This window comes from Parabacteroides sp. APC149_11_2_Y6 (assembly GCF_054506995.1).
In genome coordinates this window covers 2,708,286-2,727,777 of record NZ_CP173709.1, presented here as the reverse complement: position 1 = coordinate 2,727,777, position 19,492 = coordinate 2,708,286, and the positions used below count along the sequence as shown (strand labels likewise).

General features: G+C 44.4%; 14 protein-coding genes. 12 read left to right on the top strand and 2 right to left on the bottom strand.

Annotated features, from left to right (window positions below):
- Window positions 1–33: 33 nt before the first annotated feature.
- Window positions 34–261 carry a 4Fe-4S dicluster domain-containing protein gene (locus ACGE0T_RS11405; RefSeq protein ID WP_459186762.1) on the bottom strand — a complete coding sequence of 76 codons (228 nt, stop codon included), beginning with the start codon at window positions 259–261 and terminating at the stop codon, window positions 34–36.
- Between the two features lie 1,058 nt (window positions 262–1,319).
- Here ACGE0T_RS11405 and ACGE0T_RS11400 point away from each other — a divergent pair.
- From ACGE0T_RS11400 to ACGE0T_RS11350, 11 genes are all read left to right on the top strand, one after another.
- A complete protein-coding gene (locus ACGE0T_RS11400) occupies window positions 1,320–2,129 on the top strand; it encodes an IclR family transcriptional regulator (RefSeq protein WP_459186761.1) in 810 nt (269 codons plus the stop codon).
- Window positions 2,130–2,142: 13 nt separating this feature from the next.
- Window positions 2,143–3,918 carry a YVTN family beta-propeller repeat-containing protein gene (locus ACGE0T_RS11395; protein WP_459186760.1) on the top strand — a complete coding sequence of 592 codons (1,776 nt, stop codon included), beginning with the start codon at window positions 2,143–2,145 and terminating at the stop codon, window positions 3,916–3,918.
- Entirely contained in the window at window positions 3,915–5,009 is a 1,095-nt protein-coding gene (locus tag ACGE0T_RS11390) for a chorismate transformation enzyme, FkbO/Hyg5 family (RefSeq protein ID WP_459186759.1), read from the top strand. The genes ACGE0T_RS11395 and ACGE0T_RS11390 overlap by 4 nt, the downstream gene beginning before the upstream one ends.
- 58 nt (window positions 5,010–5,067) lie before the next feature.
- Window positions 5,068–5,832 (top strand): cupin domain-containing protein, encoded by a 765-nt coding sequence (locus ACGE0T_RS11385; RefSeq protein WP_459186758.1) that lies wholly within the window; start codon window positions 5,068–5,070, stop codon window positions 5,830–5,832.
- Window positions 5,833–5,859: 27 nt separating this feature from the next.
- On the top strand, window positions 5,860–9,852 hold the full coding sequence (locus tag ACGE0T_RS11380) for an SUMF1/EgtB/PvdO family nonheme iron enzyme (protein WP_459186757.1): 3,993 nt from the start codon (window positions 5,860–5,862) through the stop codon (window positions 9,850–9,852).
- 136 nt (window positions 9,853–9,988) lie between these two features.
- The gene (locus ACGE0T_RS11375) at window positions 9,989–12,430 is read left to right on the top strand and encodes a cytochrome c biogenesis protein (protein ID WP_459186756.1); all 2,442 of its coding nucleotides are present in this window, start codon (window positions 9,989–9,991) and stop codon (window positions 12,428–12,430) included.
- A 163-nt stretch (window positions 12,431–12,593) separates the two neighbouring features.
- Window positions 12,594–12,908 carry a hypothetical protein gene (locus tag ACGE0T_RS11370; protein WP_459186755.1) on the top strand — a complete coding sequence of 105 codons (315 nt, stop codon included), beginning with the start codon at window positions 12,594–12,596 and terminating at the stop codon, window positions 12,906–12,908.
- 32 nt (window positions 12,909–12,940) lie between these two features.
- Complete coding sequence (locus ACGE0T_RS11365; protein ID WP_459186754.1) at window positions 12,941–13,957, top strand: dihydroxyacetone kinase subunit DhaK; 1,017 nt, start codon at window positions 12,941–12,943, stop codon at window positions 13,955–13,957.
- A 9-nt stretch (window positions 13,958–13,966) separates the two neighbouring features.
- Window positions 13,967–14,581 carry a DAK2 domain-containing protein gene (locus tag ACGE0T_RS11360; RefSeq protein ID WP_459186753.1) on the top strand — a complete coding sequence of 205 codons (615 nt, stop codon included), beginning with the start codon at window positions 13,967–13,969 and terminating at the stop codon, window positions 14,579–14,581.
- Window positions 14,582–14,648: 67 nt separating this feature from the next.
- On the top strand, window positions 14,649–15,521 hold the full coding sequence (lsrF, locus tag ACGE0T_RS11355; protein ID WP_459186752.1) for a 3-hydroxy-5-phosphonooxypentane-2,4-dione thiolase: 873 nt from the start codon (window positions 14,649–14,651) through the stop codon (window positions 15,519–15,521).
- A 6-nt stretch (window positions 15,522–15,527) separates the two neighbouring features.
- On the top strand, window positions 15,528–16,412 hold the full coding sequence (locus ACGE0T_RS11350) for a beta-propeller domain-containing protein (RefSeq protein WP_459186751.1): 885 nt from the start codon (window positions 15,528–15,530) through the stop codon (window positions 16,410–16,412).
- A gap of 424 nt (window positions 16,413–16,836) precedes the next feature.
- On the opposite strand, the gene ACGE0T_RS11345 is transcribed toward ACGE0T_RS11350, so the two are convergent.
- On the bottom strand, window positions 16,837–17,763 hold the full coding sequence (locus ACGE0T_RS11345) for a magnesium transporter CorA family protein (RefSeq protein WP_459186750.1): 927 nt from the start codon (window positions 17,761–17,763) through the stop codon (window positions 16,837–16,839).
- A gap of 204 nt (window positions 17,764–17,967) precedes the next feature.
- On the opposite strand from ACGE0T_RS11345, the gene dnaB reads away from it, so the two are divergent.
- A complete protein-coding gene (dnaB, locus tag ACGE0T_RS11340; RefSeq protein ID WP_459186749.1) occupies window positions 17,968–19,491 on the top strand; it encodes a replicative DNA helicase in 1,524 nt (507 codons plus the stop codon).
- Window position 19,492 lies beyond the last annotated feature (1 nt).

Genomic DNA, 19,492 nt, shown 5'->3' with positions numbered 1-19,492 from the left:
GACAGGTATGGGCAACTGTAACCTGCCAACTATTTAGATTTTTACTTTGTAAATTGTTAAACAACCATCCGGACAAACTAATCCGCAGCTTGCACAGCCGATACAATCGTCAGGGTTTTTCATATACACGTAGTGATACCCTTTATTGTTTACTTCACGTGGGTGCAGTTCTAACACGTTCGAGGGGCAGGCTACCACACAAAGGTTACAGCCCTTGCATCGTTCTGTGTTTACAACAACAGCTCCTTTTATTTTCGCCATAATACTATAATGTTTAAAATCTGATATCGTATAAAAAAACTTATCTTGGACTGCCAAAGGTAGTAAAAACTTTGTAATGCGTATGTTTTTAAATATAAAATAACCTGTTGCAGCATGAATCTTCCGGACTTGGGGCAGGGCGGGTTATCAAAATGTCAAAAAGACAAAATACCCTGTTCATGTGTCGCTTGTACGGATAATATACGGGAGCGGTTGCGAATATGCGATTCTCATGGGGGATGGCTTTATCAGTTTGTTTGCGGAGATGGCATAATGCTTGCTAATGGATAAATATGCGGATATTATTTATTAGGCGCTGATGATGTGTAAAACGCGGATTAATACATGCTATTTGTTTCTTAATCCGCATTTTCAGCGTCATCAGCGTCTAATCATATTTATACATTATACAGGTAATAATAATCCATTTAATATTTGTATTTGATCCAATATTAGTACTATTACAGAACCGAATCTCCGCCCAAGAGTATTAAAAACAAAGCATATATGGTTTGAATTCGAAACATATATGCTTTGAAGTCAAAATATATATGTTTTACCTGCGCGGATAGTTATATTTATACGTACGGATAGTTGTTTTTTAGTCGGATATAATAGGAAATATATGGTGAATAAAGGTGTTTATGTTCCGGATAGTATGTAAAAAACCTCCTTTTAATGCTAAAAAAGAGGCAGATTCCTTCTGGAATGCCTTATATTTATATATGTACGATCAGTAAAAAGGGGGTTATTTAATCAAAGTGTCATTTTGGGAAAGGAATGGCTGATATTTTGTAATACAAGAAGGAGCTGTTTCCGGCTTCTTTGCCCCATCTTTATTGAGGAGATGGATTGTATCTGAAAACAGATATACTTTGATTACTTATGATAAGGTCTTTTAATAAATGGCTATTTATGAAGCTATGCGTAGTACCTTTATTTATTGTTCATTGCATATTTATGCTTTACGACATACTTAACGTATTTTTACATACTTTATAATAGGATTCCTGTCTGCTACTTTATATTTGATTCAAATCTGAAACAGTATTTCAAATATGGAAAGTAATATTCCAAATATGGAAAAGGCGGAAGAGAATTATAAGGTTCCCAATTTGGAAAAAGGAATTGCGGTTCTCGAGTACTTGTCCTTTCATAATCAGGGGGAAACGTTGCAGAATATCAAGTCAGACCTTGATATTTCGCAGACAACGGCTTACCGTATTCTGAATACTTTGGTCCGTTTGGACTACCTTATATATAATGAAGAGACGAAGCGCTATAAGTTATCCCGCAAATTATTAACATTAGGATTCAGGTCGCTGAATGAGCATAATTTACTGGAAACCGTTTTACCCCGTTTGCGCGATTTGCGTGACCAGGTAAAAGAAACTGCATGTTTCGGGGTGTTGGGAGAGGAAAAAGGAATCTTTATCGAACAGGCACAAGGGCATCATACGTTTCGTTTCATCCTTTCACCCGGCAAGTCGTTCGAGTTACACTGTTCGGCTCCCGGCAAAGCGATTATGGCTTATCTCCCTAATACGGTGCGCGACCGCTATTTGTCGTATATGAAGTTTGAACGTTATAATGCCAGGACAATTACAGACCGGGATATTTATCTGGAGGAACTGGAAAAAGTTCGTAAACAGGGATATGCGTTGGATAATGAAGAAGAGATGAGCGGCGTTATCTGTATCGGAGCCCCTATATTCAATTATACCGGGTATCCTTGTGGCGCTATCTGGATTTCCGGTCCGAAAGACCGTCTGGTAAAAGAAGTGATACGAGTTTCCGCAGAATCTATCAGAAAGGTAGCCCTGAATGTTTCGGCCGAGTTAGGATATAGTAAAGCACAAAGAATATAACAAATAATATACCATGAAAATCTACAAATATATGTTGAGGAAGTCTCTGCTGGCATGTTTTGCCGGTTGCTGTATTTCTTTCGCATCGGCAAGCAACCCGCCTTTCTTTCCTTCGGATATTGTTCTGAATGAAAAAGGGGAGATGTTGATTGCCGGGAAAGGAATGAAGCGTGTGGATATTTTCTCACCGGATGGCAAGGCCTTGTTGCACTCTTTCCCTATGGATGAACAGCCTACCGGAATTTTGTTGGATGGCGATAAAGCATATGTGACTACTTTCGGTACTACCGGTCATTTACAGGTCCTTTTGTTGGAGTCGGGCAGGATAGAAGCATCTATTCCTACAGGTTCCGGAGCTTGTTATCCGATGTTCGGACCGGATAAGAAACATATTTATGTGTGCAACCAGTTTTCCAATACGGTTACTGAAATTAATCCGGAGAGCCGTAAAGTCGAACGTACCGTAAAAGTATTGCGTGAGCCTAAATCTGCCGTGTTCAGCAAGGACGGAAAGTATATGTTCGTATCCAATTTCCTTCCGGCCCAGCGGGCGGATATAGATTATGTAGCAGCTTGTGTTTCGGTAATCGATATGGACAGTTTCGAAAAGGTAAAAGATATACAACTGGCTAATGGCAGTAATGCGTTGCGCGGAATCTGTATTACGCCGGATGGCAAATATATCTATGTATCCCATAACCTCGGGCGCTTCGCCGTTCCTACTTCCCAGTTGCAACAGGGCTGGATGAATACAAGTGCGTTCAGTGTGATAGACGTAGCCAAGCAAGCGTTTGTCGGAGCTGTGCTGGTCGACGAGCCTGAGCGTGGTGCTGCCGGAATCTGGAGTATCGCTTGTAATGATGAATCTATCTTTATTACGCATTCGGGAACACATGAAGTAAGTGTGATAGACCATAAGGCGATGCTTAATAAGTTCGAAAATTATCCGGATAAATCCGTGCTGGATTATGATTTGACTTTCCTTTACGGCATCCGCAAACGTATACCTTTACAAGGAAACGGTCCCCGTAATATGGTTTTGACAAATGACAAACTAATCATACCTACTTATTTTGCCGATATACTGAATTTCGTAGACATCAACACTTGTGAAGTCACATCCGAGAACCTGAATCCCGGACGCGAGGAAAGTATCGAGAACAAGGGCGAACGTTTCTTTAATGATGCTTCCCATTGTTTCCAGAACTGGCAAAGTTGTAACGGTTGCCATCCCGGAGATGCCCGTACCGATGGTATGAACTGGGATTTGATGAACGATGGAGTAGGGAATCCGAAGAATTGCAAGAGTTTGTTGTTCAGCCATGTGACGCCTCCCAATATGATATCCGGTATCCGTGCTTCGGCTGAGGTAGCCGTACGCGCCGGATACAATTTCATCCAGTTCTTCGATATTACTGAAGAAGATGCGGAATGTGTGGACGCTTATCTGAAATCCCTTCGCCCGGTTCCCAGCCCTTATCTGGTAAACGGCGAATTATCCGACTTGGCAAAGGAAGGGCGTAAAGTCTTTGAGAAGCTGAAATGCGGTGAATGCCACTCCGGCCCTTATTATACGGATATGAAAATGCACCGGATAGGTGAAGAGATTGAATTTGAAAAAGGATGGGACACTCCTACGCTACGCGAAGTATGGCGTACGGCTCCTTATCTCTTTAAAGGACGTGCTGCTACCATGGAAGAAGTTTTCAGCGTGTATAAGCACGGTATAGAGAAAAAAGTATCAAAGAAAGATATAGAAGCATTAACAGAATACGTTAACTCCTTATGAACTATTGCGATAAAATAAGATATAGCATATATATTACCGAAGTGGCAGACTTTGCGGTAATGGTAGATAACCTGCTTGCACAGTTGCCTCAGGATGAACAAATACTACGATTGGCATTTTTCGGTATGCCAAAGGATAATGAACAATATGTATCACGCCGTATCCTGTTGCGTGAGAAGATACGTAAGTTTTACGGGAATCATGAACCTGTGTTGAGTTATGTCTCACAGCCTCCTTTGAATGCAGGCTTGATACTTGAAGTCCATAGTTACAAAGCGGATGAAGGCGACCGGATAACCAACCGTTATCATGCCGGATTTCCTTATGTCCTGTTGGAAAATGCAGAAGGGCGTTTCCTGTTTGCCGGAGGTTTTCATGGTGATGTAATCAATTTCGGTATAGAACAACAATCCGTAGAGGTACTTCGCCTGTTAGGAGAGGTCTTGCGGAAGGAAGGATTCCCCGTCAACAGCATTATCCGTCAGTGGAATTATATCGAACAGATTACGAAGTTTGAAGGTGCCGACCAACACTATCAGATGTTTAATAATGCCCGTAGTGATTTTTATGCTAATGCAGACTGGCGCAACGGATATCCTGCGGCTACAGGCATAGGAACTAACTTGGGAGGAATCCTGGTTGATGTGGATGCAGCTGTTTTTGTCTCACCGGATTGTTATGCTACCCCGATTGATAATAAGTTGCAGGTTGCTGCTCATGCCTACTCAGAGCAGGTTCTGGAAGTGGCGGGCAAACAGAAAACAACTCCGAAATTCGAACGTGCCAAGAGTATGACCTTCAACGGGCGACGTTTGGTTTATATCTCCGGTACGGCTGCCATCCGCGGAGAAGAAACACTGGTAGGTGTCGGACTTGGAAAGCAATTGCATATTACAATGGAAAATATTGCTGAATTGATTGGCGATGCCAAATTGAAGATGCTTCGTGTTTATCTGAAAGAAAAGTCTTTCTATGAAGAAGCACGTCAACTGCTCGAGGGCTATCGGTTGAATATACCTATATCTTATATGTGTGCGGATGTTTGCCGGGATGAATTACTGATTGAGATAGAAGGAATTGCAATTGAATAATTTTTACACAGAACACAAATAATTTAATTACTAATCAAACGTAAACAAACAAGAGAAAATGAAAAAAGTACTTACTATCAAGTCTGCGGCTTTTGCTCTGCTACTGAGCTCAATGGTTGCATGTTGCGGTAAATCGTCTAATGGTGAAGCTACTTGCTGTGCAGCAGCAGGAAAAGGACAATGCACGGAACAATGCGGTTCCGATTGCAAGAATGAATGCAAGGATAATACTAACTGTAAAATTAATAAAGAGATGGCTTATTCTAAAAAGTTCACAAACGCCGATTTCTATAAAGACGGCGTATTCCAGCAAGAAGTTGCTATGAAGGCAATGAAAGATATGTTTGATTTCTATGGTGTACCTTTCACCGACCTGATGGCTAAGGACATGTGGGTTACCGACTTCGGTTTGGGTGACTTCGAAAACGTAGGTATGGGCGGTATCTTCTGGGTAAATGATGCAGAATACGGATACTTTGCTCACGCTATCTATTTGCTTCCGGGACAGATGATACCTGAACATGCACATGTAAAAACTAAATTCCCAGCTAAACACGAATCATGGATGGTAGAAAAAGGATGGGTTTACAACTTCTCCGAAGTAGGAGACGAGACACCGAATGCTCCGGCTATCCCTGCTATGCACGGTCCGATTAAGAGTAAGAACTTCGTTGTTCAGAAAGTTGGCGACGTATTGCGTCTGAAACAACTGGAAACATTCCACTTTATGATGGCTGGTCCCGAAGGTGCTATCGTTGACGAATGGGCTTGCTATCACGACAATGATGGCTTACGCTTTACAAATAAAAAAGCGGCGCTTTAATTCCAACTCTCCTTTAAATTTAAACGCATGAATAAATACTTATTAATTGCATCATTATTCCTTTCCTCCTCCATGCTGTTATCGGCCGGACCGAAGCAGAAAAAGGTGGAAACATGGATTGATGCATCAGTTAAAGCAAAATCGGAATTGCGCTCCGAGCTTCGGAAATCCGGGATGCCCGTCATCTCCAGATGGGTGAAGCATAAAGAGAAAGCAGCTCCTTTTGTTGTGGATTTGAAGGGAGTGGATAAGCTCGTGCTTATTACTTCCGGAGGTCCGGACGGTTCGGACTACGACCAGGCTGTATGGGGGAATGCCCGTTTGATTGCTGCCGACGGTTCCTCTGTCTGGTTGGATGAAGTACCTTATGAATATGGTGTAGCCGGATGGGCTAAACCGAAAATGAATATCAATGCGTACGATAAAGAAATATATATTGCCGGTAAATTGTACCCTCATGGTGTATTCTGCCATGCTAACGGTACATTGGTTTATCCGGTAGGAGGTAAGTATGTCCGCTTTGAAGCAGAAGTCGGAGTAGACGATACCTCTCAGAGCGGCAGCGTATATTTCCAGGCATTGAATGTCTTTCCGAAGACGACTGGAGACAAGTTAATCAGCCAGTATCCTCGCGAAATCGGCATGTTGAGCGCCTTAATGGACGGTTTGGATACCTGGTTGATTACTCCGGATGCCTCTGTTGAAAAGCAGGCGGTAGAGGATATGGTTGCCAAACTGAAAAACGGTTCTTATTATCAGAGTGAAGTAGCCCGCATTGCTTCTGAAAAGGATGTGGATACACAAATCCGTAAATATCTCGAGCTGTTTGAGAAAGTTCAGGGTGTTTATGAAGTGCAAACAGAACTGGCATGGTTGAATGTAGATGCCGTAAAGCTGGCATTTGCCGACCTGAAAAAACAGAAAGGGTATGATGTGGCTAAATACCAGCCGATGTACGATGAACTGCTTGCACTTCAACAAAAAGGTTTTGATGGTATTTATAGCGGTAACGAACAGGCATTGGCGGATGCCCGTAAAGCATTGGAATGTAAACGTGCCATACTTTTAGGTAATCCGTTGTTGGATGCCGATAAGATTGTTGCCGCCCGTTATAAATTAGGTTCACGTGCACGTCAGGCGATGGCTCCGGATTTGGGAACACAGGCAAATAACTGGAGTAACCAGGAATCTGCACGCCGTGAAGGCTTCGACGCTGAAATCGTAGAACTTTCAAATCTGCGTGGTGATGTAAAGACTCGTTCCGTATATAAACCGACTAATACCTCCTCTATTGCAGACCTTCGTTTACACTGGAACGGCGACCGTGTCATGTTTACACAGGCTCAGCCGGATAAACGTTGGAATGTTTACGAAGTGAAGATGGACGGTACCGGATGCAAACCGCTTGTGGAAAATGAAGAGCCTGATTTGGAATTTTATGATGGAACTTATCTGCCGGATGGTCGTATCATTGCTAATTCCAATATCGGTTACCAGGGTGTTCCTTGTGTAAGTGGTGATGATCCTGTCGGTAATATGGTTCTTTATACTCCGGAAAAGAAGAACCTGCGCCGTCTGACATTCGACCAGGATGCAAACTGGAACCCGGTAATCATGAACAACGGTCGTGTGATGTATACCCGTTGGGAATATACCGACCTTACTCACTATTACTCCCGTATCATCATGCATATGAATCCGGACGGGACAGAGAACAAAGCCCTTTATGGCAGCGGTTCCATGTTCCCGAACAGTACATTCGATGTTCAGCCTCTTCCTGGACATTCGTCCGCATTCATCGGAGTTATTTCCGGTCACCACGGTATTGCCCGTTCCGGTCGTCTGATTATCTTCGATCCGACAAAAGCACGTAAAGGTACTGCCGGTATGATACAGGAAATACCTTATCGTAACCGTCCGGTAGTCGAGTTGATTAAAGACGAATTGGTAAACGGTGTATGGCCTCAGTTCATCAAACCGATGCCGTTGGATGACAAATATTTCCTGGTAGCTGCGAAGTTAGACCCGCAATCTTTGTGGGGTATCTATCTGGTGGATATCTACGATAACGTAACCTGCCTGATGAAATCGGAAGGCGAAGGCTTTATAAGCCCTGCGCTGGTTCGTAAAACAACTACGCCTCCTGCAATTCCCGACCGTGTAAAGCTGAACGATAAGGAAGCAACAATCTTTATCCAGGATATTTACCAGGGAGAAGGTTTACGTGGCATTCCTCGCGGTACGGTCAAATATCTCCGCTTGCATGCTTACGAATATGCGTATGTTAAAACTACATCCGACCATAACTGGCATGGTATCCAGAGCGGATGGGATATCAAACGTATCCTGGGTACGGTTCCTGTGGAAGAAGACGGTTCCGCTATCTTCAAAGTACCTGCTAACACTCCGATTTCTATCCAGCCAATCGACAAAGACGGTGTGGCTGTACAGTGGATGCGTAGCTGGCTGACCGGACAACCGGGTGAAGTGGTTTCCTGTATCGGTTGCCATGAAGACCAGAACCAGATACCTATTCCGAAGCGCGTGATAGCTTCACAGAAAGCTCCTCATGCACTCCAAGCTCCGGAAGGTGGTGTCCGTTCATTTACATTCGATCTGGAAATACAACCGATTCTGGACCGCGCATGTATTGCTTGCCATAATGGTGATAAAGCATTCGACCTGCGTGGCGGTAAGAAAGATAAGTTAGGTTATGGCACTTCTTATCTGAACTTCCATCCGTATATTCACCGTCAGGGTGGAGAAGGGGACATGGTTGTACTTCATCCGTACGAATATCATCCAAACACCAGCGAACTGGTTCGTCTGTTGAAGAGAGGCCATCACAATGTGAAGCTGACCGATGCGGAATGGAAGACCCTGTATAACTGGATTGACTACAACTGTCCGGATAAAGGTTATTTCAATGCGAACAAAATCACCGACTTCCCATACAAGGGATTCGACCAGGTTGAACGTCGTAAGGAATTGACCGATAAGTATGCCAACGGTGCCGGTGTAGACTGGAAGAAGGAAATCGCCGATTATGCAGACTACCTGAAAGCTAAAGGTCCGATTACTCCGGAAATGCCTGAGAAGGAAGCTCCTGTAAAGGAAAAGAACCTGAAAGTAAAAGGATGGCCTTTTGATGCTTCAGCTATCAAAGAAATGCTGAAAGACGAAAAAGAAACCCGCAAAGTAGTCGAACTGGCTCCGGGAGTGAAAATGACATTTGTCCGTATCCCTGCCGGCGAGTTTGTAATGGGTAGTTACCGTGGCTCGAAAGATGCTTATCCTACCACCAAGGTAAAAATCAGCAAACCGTTCTGGATGGGTGAAATGGAAGTTACCAACCAGCAGTACAACGTAATCTTCCCTGACCACGACAGCCGTTTCGTAGACCAGCAGTGGAAAGACCATGTGATACAGGGCTACCCGGCAAACAAACCGGAACAACCCGTTATCCGTGTAAGCTATAACGACGTAGTAGAGTACTGCCAAAAACTGAGCGAAAAGACCGGACTGAACATTACGCTTCCAACCGAAGCACAATGGGAATGGGCTTGCCGTGCAGGTAGCGATACTGATTTCTGGTATGGTGACCTGAATACCGATTTCGGTAAGTTTGAAAACCTTGCCGATGCTACGACTCTTAAATTGGCTGTTAGCGGTATCGATCCGCAGCCGATGCCTAAAACTTCCTACTGGTATAAGTATTACATCTACTTGCCGAAGGAAGAGAGCGTAAACGATGGTAATCTGGTTCAGACAGGCGCTAAGGATTATCAGGCTAATCCGTTCGGTTTGTACAACATGCATGGTAACGTGGCAGAATGGACAAGCTCTGATTATGTACCTTATCCTTATACAGAGAAAGTAAAGACTCCTTCCGAATATAAAGTTGTCCGTGGCGGTTCATACATCGAACGTCCGAAGTTCTCGACAGCTTATGAACGTAAGGGTTTCTATCCGTACCAGACTGTATTTAATGTAGGCTTCCGTGTTATCATTGAAGACTAACTAAGGACAAAACATAAATGGTATCAATGGGTGTATAGGTCATATCGATAAATAAAATTATAAATTTGTCGGGCCGATACGGGCTATACACCCGTTGATATCAATTTATGTAATCTCTCTTAATTCAAAACGAAGAATGAAAGCGACTCTAATTAAATTTTTCTCTTCTTTCGTAACGACAATCGTCCTGTTACTGATTTATGCCTGTGGATTGGCTGTGGCTACTTTTATAGAAAAGTACCACGGGACAGTTGCAGCCAAGACACTGGTTTATTATTCTCCACTTTTTTTTCTGCTCCAGTTCCTGCTGGTCGTTAATTTTGTAGCCGCTTGTATCAAACACCAATACCTTAAACGGGGCAAATGGGCATTAATGACTGTCCATTTCTCTTTTATTATTATCCTTCTTGGCGCCCTTACATCCTTCCTTACCGGCGAAGAAGGTATTCTGCATCTGCGTGAAGGAGAAACAAGCAACCAGGTCGTTGTCCGTACTTCGCAGAATACAAGCAATCTTACCTTACCCTTTTCCGTCGAACTGGTAAAGTTCACTTTAACCCGTTATCCCGGTTCAGCCAGCCCCTCTTCATATGAAAGTGAAGTTTTGGTACATGTGGATGGCAAAACCCTCCGGGAGCGTATTTTTATGAATAACGTATTAGATGTAAAAGGTTACCGTTTCTTCCAGGCCTCATACGATCAGGATGAACGTGGAACTATTCTTTCCGTCAACCGCGATGTAGCGGGACGGAATATAACGTATACCGGTTACCTGTTGTTGGTCATCGGACTTGTTTTAAGTTTTATCGGCAAGGATACCCGCTTTATGCGTCTTTCCCGCCGTCTGAAAGAAATGCGTGCGGTAACGCCTCTTGTTGCCTTGTTATTTGCATTCGGTTGTTTCTCCTTTGATGCCGGAGCAAAAGAGAAACCTTCTCCCATGCTGGATGCTATCCAGAAATATCCGGTAAGCCCGGCACATGCCGAACAGTTCGGTGCTTTGCCCATACAGGCAAACAACGGACGTATGATGCCGCTAAATACCTTCTCTTCCGAAATCCTCCGTAAACTCCATAAGGCAGATAAAATCGGACAGTTCAACTCCGACCAGTTTTTGATAAGTTTGTTGACCATGCCCGATATGTGGATGCGTATCCCATTGATAACGCTTTCCAATCCTGAGCTTGCCAATTATTTTGACTTGACGGACGGCGAGTGTGCCTATATCGAAGTTTTCGATTCAAACGGTAACTATAAGCTCCAGCAAAAACTGGAAGAGGCATACAATAAAATGCCTGCCCAGCGTTCCCGTTTCGATAAGGATTTGATGAAACTGGACGAACAGGTAAATATCTTTCACCAGCTTGTCAACCACCAGCTATTGAACCTTTTCCCGAAGGAAGACGACCCGAACCATAAATGGTATGCTCCGGGTGATGACTTGTCTGTTTTCACAGGAAAAGATTCGATGTTCGTATCCCGTATCATGGACTGGTATATCTCCGAGGTACAGGAAGCACTGAAAGGTGGCGACTGGTCGAAAGCCGATGAGGTGCTCGGTATGATTTCCACTTACCAGCAAGCAAAGAACAAGACGCTCGATATAAGCCCGGAAAGAATACAAGCCGAATTGAAATATAATAAACTGGAAGTATTCCGCTATTGTAAAATCGGTTACCTTGTTTTAGGCGGTCTGTTGTTGGTTCTGTCGTTCGCGATGCTGTTTAAACAGGAACGTTGGCTGAAAATAGCCTCATGGATATTGATACTCGGGGTATTTGCAGTGTTCTGTTTTCATATGTATGGAATGGGAATGCGCTGGTATATCGGAGGCTATGCTCCATGGAGCAACTCTTACGAAACAATGGTTTATGTGGGATGGGCTACTGTATTGGCAGGCTTGTTGTTTGTGCGTCGCAGTACGGTTACTTTTGCTTTGGCAACCTTGTTCGGGGGAATCATCCTTTTTGTTTCCGGATTGAACTGGATGGACCCGGAGATTAATCCGTTGGTTCCTGTGCTCAAATCCCCGTGGCTGATGTTCCATGTGGCTGTAATTGTAGCCGCTTATGGTTTTTTCGGCATAAGCTGCCTGATAGGATTAACGAATATGGTGATGATGAGCATTACCGGGAAAAAGAATACGGCCCTTTTGTCGCAGCGTATAAAGGAACTGGCCATTATCAACGAGATGGCGCTTTGGGTAGGACTGGCATTGATGACGATAGGGACTTTCTTAGGAGCGGTCTGGGCGAATGAATCGTGGGGACGTTACTGGGGATGGGACCCGAAAGAGACTTGGGCATTGATTACAATGGTGGTGTATGCGGTAGTAGCCCATCTTCACTTGGTGAAACGCTGGAATAACCTTTGGTTGTTCAACCTGGCTTCGGTGGTTGCTTTTGCTTCCGTATTGATGACCTTTTTCGGTGTAAATTATTTCCTGAGCGGGATGCATTCATACGGACAGAATGATAATGTACACGGTATATTTATTTATCTTTATATCGCACTATTTGTAGTAATCGTATTGGCTGTTCTTTCCCGCAGGGGATGGAAGAAAATGGACAGACTTTGATGCTGCTGTCAGGTATATATATGCTGATTTCAAAACATAGGTGTTTCGTTTTCAAAACATATATGTTTTAAAGTCAAAACACCGGTGTTTTGAAACCGGTGCTCGGAAGTAGAAAATAAGTAATGAATAAATTAAATTATAAACACTTTAAAATTTAATCATCATGAGAACATTTAATCACGTTGGTATCGTAACTACAGAACAGAAAGAAGGTGCAGTGTTGAACGAAGGTCTGAACGTTTGGTTGACAGACTACAGCAAAAGCCCCAACCGGATTGAGTTTTTAAAGTTTGAACCCGGTAGCTGTCTGCCGGAGTTGGTACAGACACAGGGACATATTGCTTATACCGTGCCTTCCATCGAAGAAGAGCTGAAAGGAAAGAAAGTGATTTTCGGCCCGGCTGTATGTGATGAGCATCTTACCATTGCTTTCATCGAAGAAGAAGGTATTGCAATTGAAATCATGGAAGTAAAATAATAATCACTTAAAAAGAACAGGAGGAAAACACCATGTCAGACATCAAGACTAAATTTATTAATGATCCCGAACAAATTACTCCCGAATTGCTGGAAGGCTATGTATTGGCGTATCCGGACCAGGTAAAGCTGGGTGGCGAAAATATAGTAGTACGTGCCAATCCGAAGAGCGAGGATAAGGTCGCTATCGTTACTTTGGGCGGTTCCGGACATGAGCCGGCTTTAAGTGGCTTTGTAGGCGACGGTATGCTGGACTGTTCCGTGGTAGGCGACATCTTTGCTGCTCCCGGTGCACAACGCCTGTTTCAGGCTTTGCAGTTGATGAAGCGTGAAGCCGGCATCTTGTTGGTTGTGTTGAACCACTCAGGCGATGTGATGAGCGCAAATATGGCATGCCAGCTGGCTGCACGTGTAGGCATCAAGGTAAAGCAAATTCTTACGCACGATGATATCAGTGCCGGTATTGGTGCGAACGATGACGACCGTCGCGGTCTGGCAGGTTGTGTTCCTTTGTATAAGATACTGGGTGCTGCCGCCGAAGAAGGTAAATCGTTGGACGAACTGATTGAAATAGGCGAACGTTACAATAAACAAGTTGCCACACTGGCTGTAGCTATGCGTTCCTGTACGCATCCTCAGAACGGTGGAACCATTACTGATTTGCCCGACGGAGTGATGGAAATCGGTATGGGACAACACGGCGAAGGCGGTGGCGGACAGAAACCTCTGGTATCTGCCGATGCTACGGCTGCTGAAATGGTTGACCTGCTTTGCCAGCAACTCCAACCGAAGAAAGGCGACAAAATGTTGCTTATCATCAACGGTGTGGGAGCAACCACTCATATGGAGCTGAACATCATTTTCCGTAAAGCCTACAAGGAACTGGAGGCACGCGGTCTGGAAGTTGTAGTGAGCCGTATTCAGGAAATCCTGACCGTGCAGGAACAAGCCGGATTCCAGATGATTATGGCAATCCTGGACGAAGACCATATCGATTATTTGAAGAACAAACGCGCCGATGCTCCTTATTGGACGACTATCGGTAAATAAACAAAGAACATGAAACAACTGACAATTGAGAACTTCAAGGCAATGTTGGATAACGCCTTGAAGAACATTAAAGCACGCGAAGACGAATTTTCAAAACTGGACGCTGTAATTGGTGATGGCGACCACGGTCAGGCAATCGTTACTGCCATGTCCGCTATTGTGGCAACAGCACAGAAGGGAACGGAATTTAAATCCATGCTGAATGATATGGGTTTCGACGTTATGTTACAGGTAAGCGGTTCCACGAGTACACTATTGGGGGCCTTCTTCCTGGGGATGAGCGACGGGGCTGAAGGAACAGAACTGGATGCAGCCGGCGTGAAGAAAATGTTTGCCGGTGGTCTGGATAACGTGAAGAAGCAAACGAAAGCACAACAAGGTGACAAGACAATGATGGATGCTCTGATTCCTGCTGTCGAAGCTATTCAGGCATGCGAATCGGACGACATCAAGGAAATCCTTCAGGCCGGAGCTGTTGCAGCCCTGAAAGGTGCGGAAGACACCGTACAGATGAAAGCAAATTTCGGACGTGCCCGTAATTATGGCGAACGTTCGATAGGTTATGCCGACAGCGGTGCCACCTCCTGGAGCTGTATGTTCGCTTCTTTTGCAGAAGCATTGTAAAAAAATAAAGGTTTAATCACGGAGGCGGAACAGATGTTCCGTTCTCCGCTAAAAAAGAAATAAACAAATGGCAGATTTAGATGATTTGAGAGAAGGTGCCAACTTCGGTTTAGGCGTAGCTTCCCAACAACAAACATTCCACGTGAAAGGTGCAGAGAATGCTCCCTGGGGCTTGAAAGACCGCCTTTCTCGTATCTTCAATCCGAAAACAGGCAAGTCGGTGATGTTAGCTTGCGACCATGGTTTCATCATGGGGCCTACCTCCGGTCTGGAACGTATCGACCTCACAATTGTTCCCTTGATGGAGTATGCCGACTGCCTGATGTGTACACGCGGTATCCTGCAATCCGTTATCCCGGCAAATACAAAAACTCCAATCTGCTTGCGTTCCGATGCCGGTACCTCTATCCTGACAGAGCTGAACGATAATGTATTGATTGATATCGAAGATGCCATCCGTATGAACGTATCCGCTATGGCTGTCATGCTTGCTATCGGTGACGAAGCGCATGAAGCTAAAACCGTAGCTAACCTGTTCAAGGCTGTAGACAAGGCAAGCCGTTATAATATCCCCGTAATGGGTGTGACTGCTGTCGGTAAACAGATGGCACGTGACGCTCGTTATTTCGGTCTGGCTTCCCGTATCTGTGCCGAGAATGGTGCAAATATCGTAAAGACGTACTATTGCGAAGGCTTTGAAAAAGTGGCTGCCGCATGTTCTGTTCCCGTAGTTATTGCCGGAGGAAAGAAACTTCCGGAGAAAGAAGCCCTCGAACTTTGTTATAAGGCGATAAACGATGGTGCTGCCGGTGTGGATATGGGCCGTAATGTATTCCAGAGTGAATCTCCTGCTGCCATGATTCAGGCTGTACATGCAGTTGTGCATGATGGGCTGACTCCTGAAAAGGGCTATGAAATGTTCCTTGATATTTCAAAATAAATAAGCATGAAGAAGATATTCGCGCTTTTGTGTTCCGCCCTTTTCCTTTTCTCTGCCACATCCTGCCAGAAGAAGGCTCAGAAGCTTCTGTTGGGTGGCTCCGGCTGGGATAAAATTGTAATTATAAACAAAAACACAAAGGAGATAGAGTGGGAGCATCCGCTTGAAAAGGGTTGGGAATGTAATTCTGTAGCAGCTACTCCGGATGGCAATATTCTATTCTCGTATGCACGGGGGGCTAAGGTCATCACTCGTGAACATCAGGAAGTGTGGAACATCCCTGCTCCCGATACATGTGAGATGCAGACGGCACGTGTACTGCCTAATGGTAATTACTTGTTGGCATGGGTGGGGCATCCGGCTGTTATCATGGAAGTAAGCCCGAAGGGGGATATTCTTTCCCGTACGGAATATGAGACAGGCATCGAACAGCCTCACGCTCAGTTCCGCCAGGTAAACAAAAATGAGCGTGGCAATTACCTGATTCCTCTCTTTGCCACTTCCGATGTACGTGAGGTGTCTCAGGAGGGGAAATTGCTTAAAGCAACGAAGCTGGAAGGTACACCGTTCAGTACATATGCCTTGAGCAATGGTAACTACTGGGTAGCTTGTGGCGACGGCCATTCACTACTTGAAGTAAACCTTGATAATGGCGAGGTAGCCCGCCGGTATGGTGAAAACGATATCAAGGGGGCCCGTTTGTTCTTTGTTGCACAATTGTTGCCGGCCTATGGCGAAGGATTATATATCTGTAACTGGCAGGGGCACGACAAAAATGCGAAGGATGCCAATAGTCCCCAGTTATTAGAGATTGATGGCAATGGCCGCGTTGTCTGGAGTCTTAACGATAACGAGAAGTTCGGTATGATTTCTGCGATTAGCCCGATTTGATATTTCCGTTTCCGAAGCAACCGGATTCATCCGGGAAGCAAGAAATGGAATAATCCGTATAAAAAACCTCTCCAACCTCTATATGGGGTAATGGAGAGGTTTTTCTTTTTAAGGTGTAGTGTGGAAAAAATACACATAATTCCACACTGTGTTCCACAATTCCACACTTCTGTGTCAGGTGAAATTGTTTGACTATTGTTGTGAAAGTTATTGTATATTAGTGTTTTAATCTTGGAGTGCTGTTTCTGTTTTTATCTTTTGGCATACCCTTTGTTCTTTATTGTCTGAATTAGATATTATCCTTCCCAAGATATTGTTTTCTGATTAGATATTTGATTAGAAAAAGCTTATCGATTAAAAAGCCGCTTCGCCTGTGAAGGTAAAGCGGCTTTGTTACGTCATTCCAGCAGAGACTAAGTGAATTTTAAAACCATTTTATCTTCCTGAAGATAAAGAAGGCAAGAGCCGAGAGCATGATGGAGAACATTATGATAATCACGAATCCGTGAGGCATGTTTTCTCCATAGATAGGTACGTTCATTCCGTAGAAACTGGCTATTAGCGTGGGTACCATCAGGATAATGGAGATGGATGTCATACGCTTCATAATGGTGTTCACGTTGTTGGATATAACGGAAGCAAAAGCATCCATTGTACCGGTGAGGATATCACTGTAGATATTTACCGTGAGGTGTGCCTGTTTCAACTCAGTCTCTACATCTTCCAGCAGTTCTTTATCCATGTACATGGGTTCTTGGAAAATGCTTTGCAGCTTAGTGAGCATCACTTCGTTGCCACGGATGGAAGTGTTGAAGTAAACGAGGCTCTTTTCCAGCTTCATCAGGCGCATCAAATCTTCGTTGCGGATACTTCTTTCCAGTTCCTTTTCGGCACGTGCCACTTCATTGTTGATTTGTTTCAGGTATTTCAGGAACCAGACTGCCGAGGAATGAATCAGGCGCAATATCAAGTCATATTTATGACGGACCACGACTTCCTTTCTACGTGTGTACCGGATAAAGTCTGCTATTAGTTCGGTCTTATGGTAACAGACGGAAATAATAATGTCGTTGTTTGTCATAATCCCCATCGGCACCGTCCCGAAAGGGGTGTCGCTATTGTGTGTGTATAAGGGAATACGGATGATTGTAAGCAGCCAGTTGCCCTCATATTCGATACGTGGGCGTTCGTCCGTATCGGCTATATCATCCAAAAATGATTTGGGTACATCAAAGTGCTCGGTTAAATAATGGAGTTCTTCGGGTGTAGGGCATTCTACATTTACCCAACTGTTGGGAAGCCACTCGTTTTTTTCTACAAAGCCGGCTTCACAATAAAGAAAAGTTTTCATTATTGCCTCCTTTCGTTGTTTGTAACGCAACAGGAGACATCTTGCGGACCCCTGTGACGTCAGTTAATACTTGCTGTTTTCGTTTCTCGCGGAATACTGTCGTCCATAATTTAGGTAATTACTTTTTACGGCTGCAAAGGTAGGATTTTTTACGGAAAGTAAAAATATTATTGTAATTTTGGTGTCCGATATTATTAAAAGAAGATGGCAGAAGGAACAAGAAATACAGGAAGAGGAAAGCAGAAGACAGTGGTTGTGCCTGATATGGGTCGCTTGCAACCGCAGGCACGCGAACTGGAAGAAGCTGTGTTGGGGGCATTGATGCTGGAGAAAGATGCTTATTCGATTATCAGTGAAATATTGAAACCGGAATGTTTCTATGAGAAGGCGCATGAGATGATTTATGCGGCTATTGTGGATTTGGCTGTTAGCCAGCGTCCTGTGGATATGCTTACTGTTACGGAGCAGTTGAAGAAGCGGGGAGAACTGGATCAGGTAGGAGGCCCTTTCTATATTTCACAACTCACCAGTAAGGTCGCAAGTAGTGCGCATATCGAATACCATGCCCGTATTATCGCTCAGAAGTATCTGGCACGTGAGCTGATTTCCTTTACAGCCATGATACAAGGTAAAGCCTTTGACGAAACAATCGATGTGGAAGACCTGATGCAGGAAGCTGAGGGGAAACTGTTTGAGATCTCACAGCGGAATGTGAAGAAGGATGTGACGCAAATCAATCCGGTTATCAAAGATGCGATGGAGATGCTCCAGAAGGCTGCAAACCAGAAGGAGGGGCTGAGCGGTATCCGTACCGGTTTTGATGGTTTGGATAAGATTACCTCGGGTTGGCAGAACTCCGACCTTATTATTATAGCGGCCCGTCCTGCGATGGGTAAGACGGCTTTCGTCCTTTCTATGGCTAAGAATATGGCGGTAAACCATAATACGCCGGTAGCTCTGTTTTCACTTGAAATGAGCAATGTGCAGTTGGTAAACCGTTTGATTGTGAATGTATGTGAGATACCGGGCGAGAAAATCAAGAGCGGACGATTGGAAAGCTATGAATGGGAACAACTCGACTTCAAGATAAAAGAACTATATGATGCGCCTATTTTCGTGGATGATACGCCGAGCCTTTCGGTATTCGAACTTCGTACTAAGGCACGTCGTCTGGTTCGGGAGCATGATGTCAAATGTATTATTATCGACTACCTCCAGTTGATGAACGCAAGCGGTATGAATTTCGGTAGCCGTGAGCAGGAGGTGAGTACCATATCCCGTTCGTTGAAAGGGCTGGCAAAGGAATTGAATATCCCGATTATCGCTCTGTCACAGTTGAACCGTGGTGTGGAAAGTCGTCAGGGGGTGGAAGGGAAGCGCCCACAGTTGGCTGACTTACGTGAGTCTGGAGCTATTGAGCAGGATGCAGATATGGTTTGTTTTATCCATCGCCCTGAATATTACAAGATAACGGAAGACGAACGGGGAAACTCATTGATTGGTTTGGCTGAAATCATCATAGCCAAACACCGTAACGGTGCTACTGGCGACGTACGCCTCCGCTTTAAGAGCGAATTTGCCAAGTTTATGAATATAGATGAAGACATCGCCATCCGGGAATTCTCCTCAAACATGAACAGCGGCAACCCGATGACTGAAATACCTCCCATTCCTCCCGCAGGAGCAGACTTCCTGTCTCAGGGGAGCAATAATGAGGTCCCATTTTAAG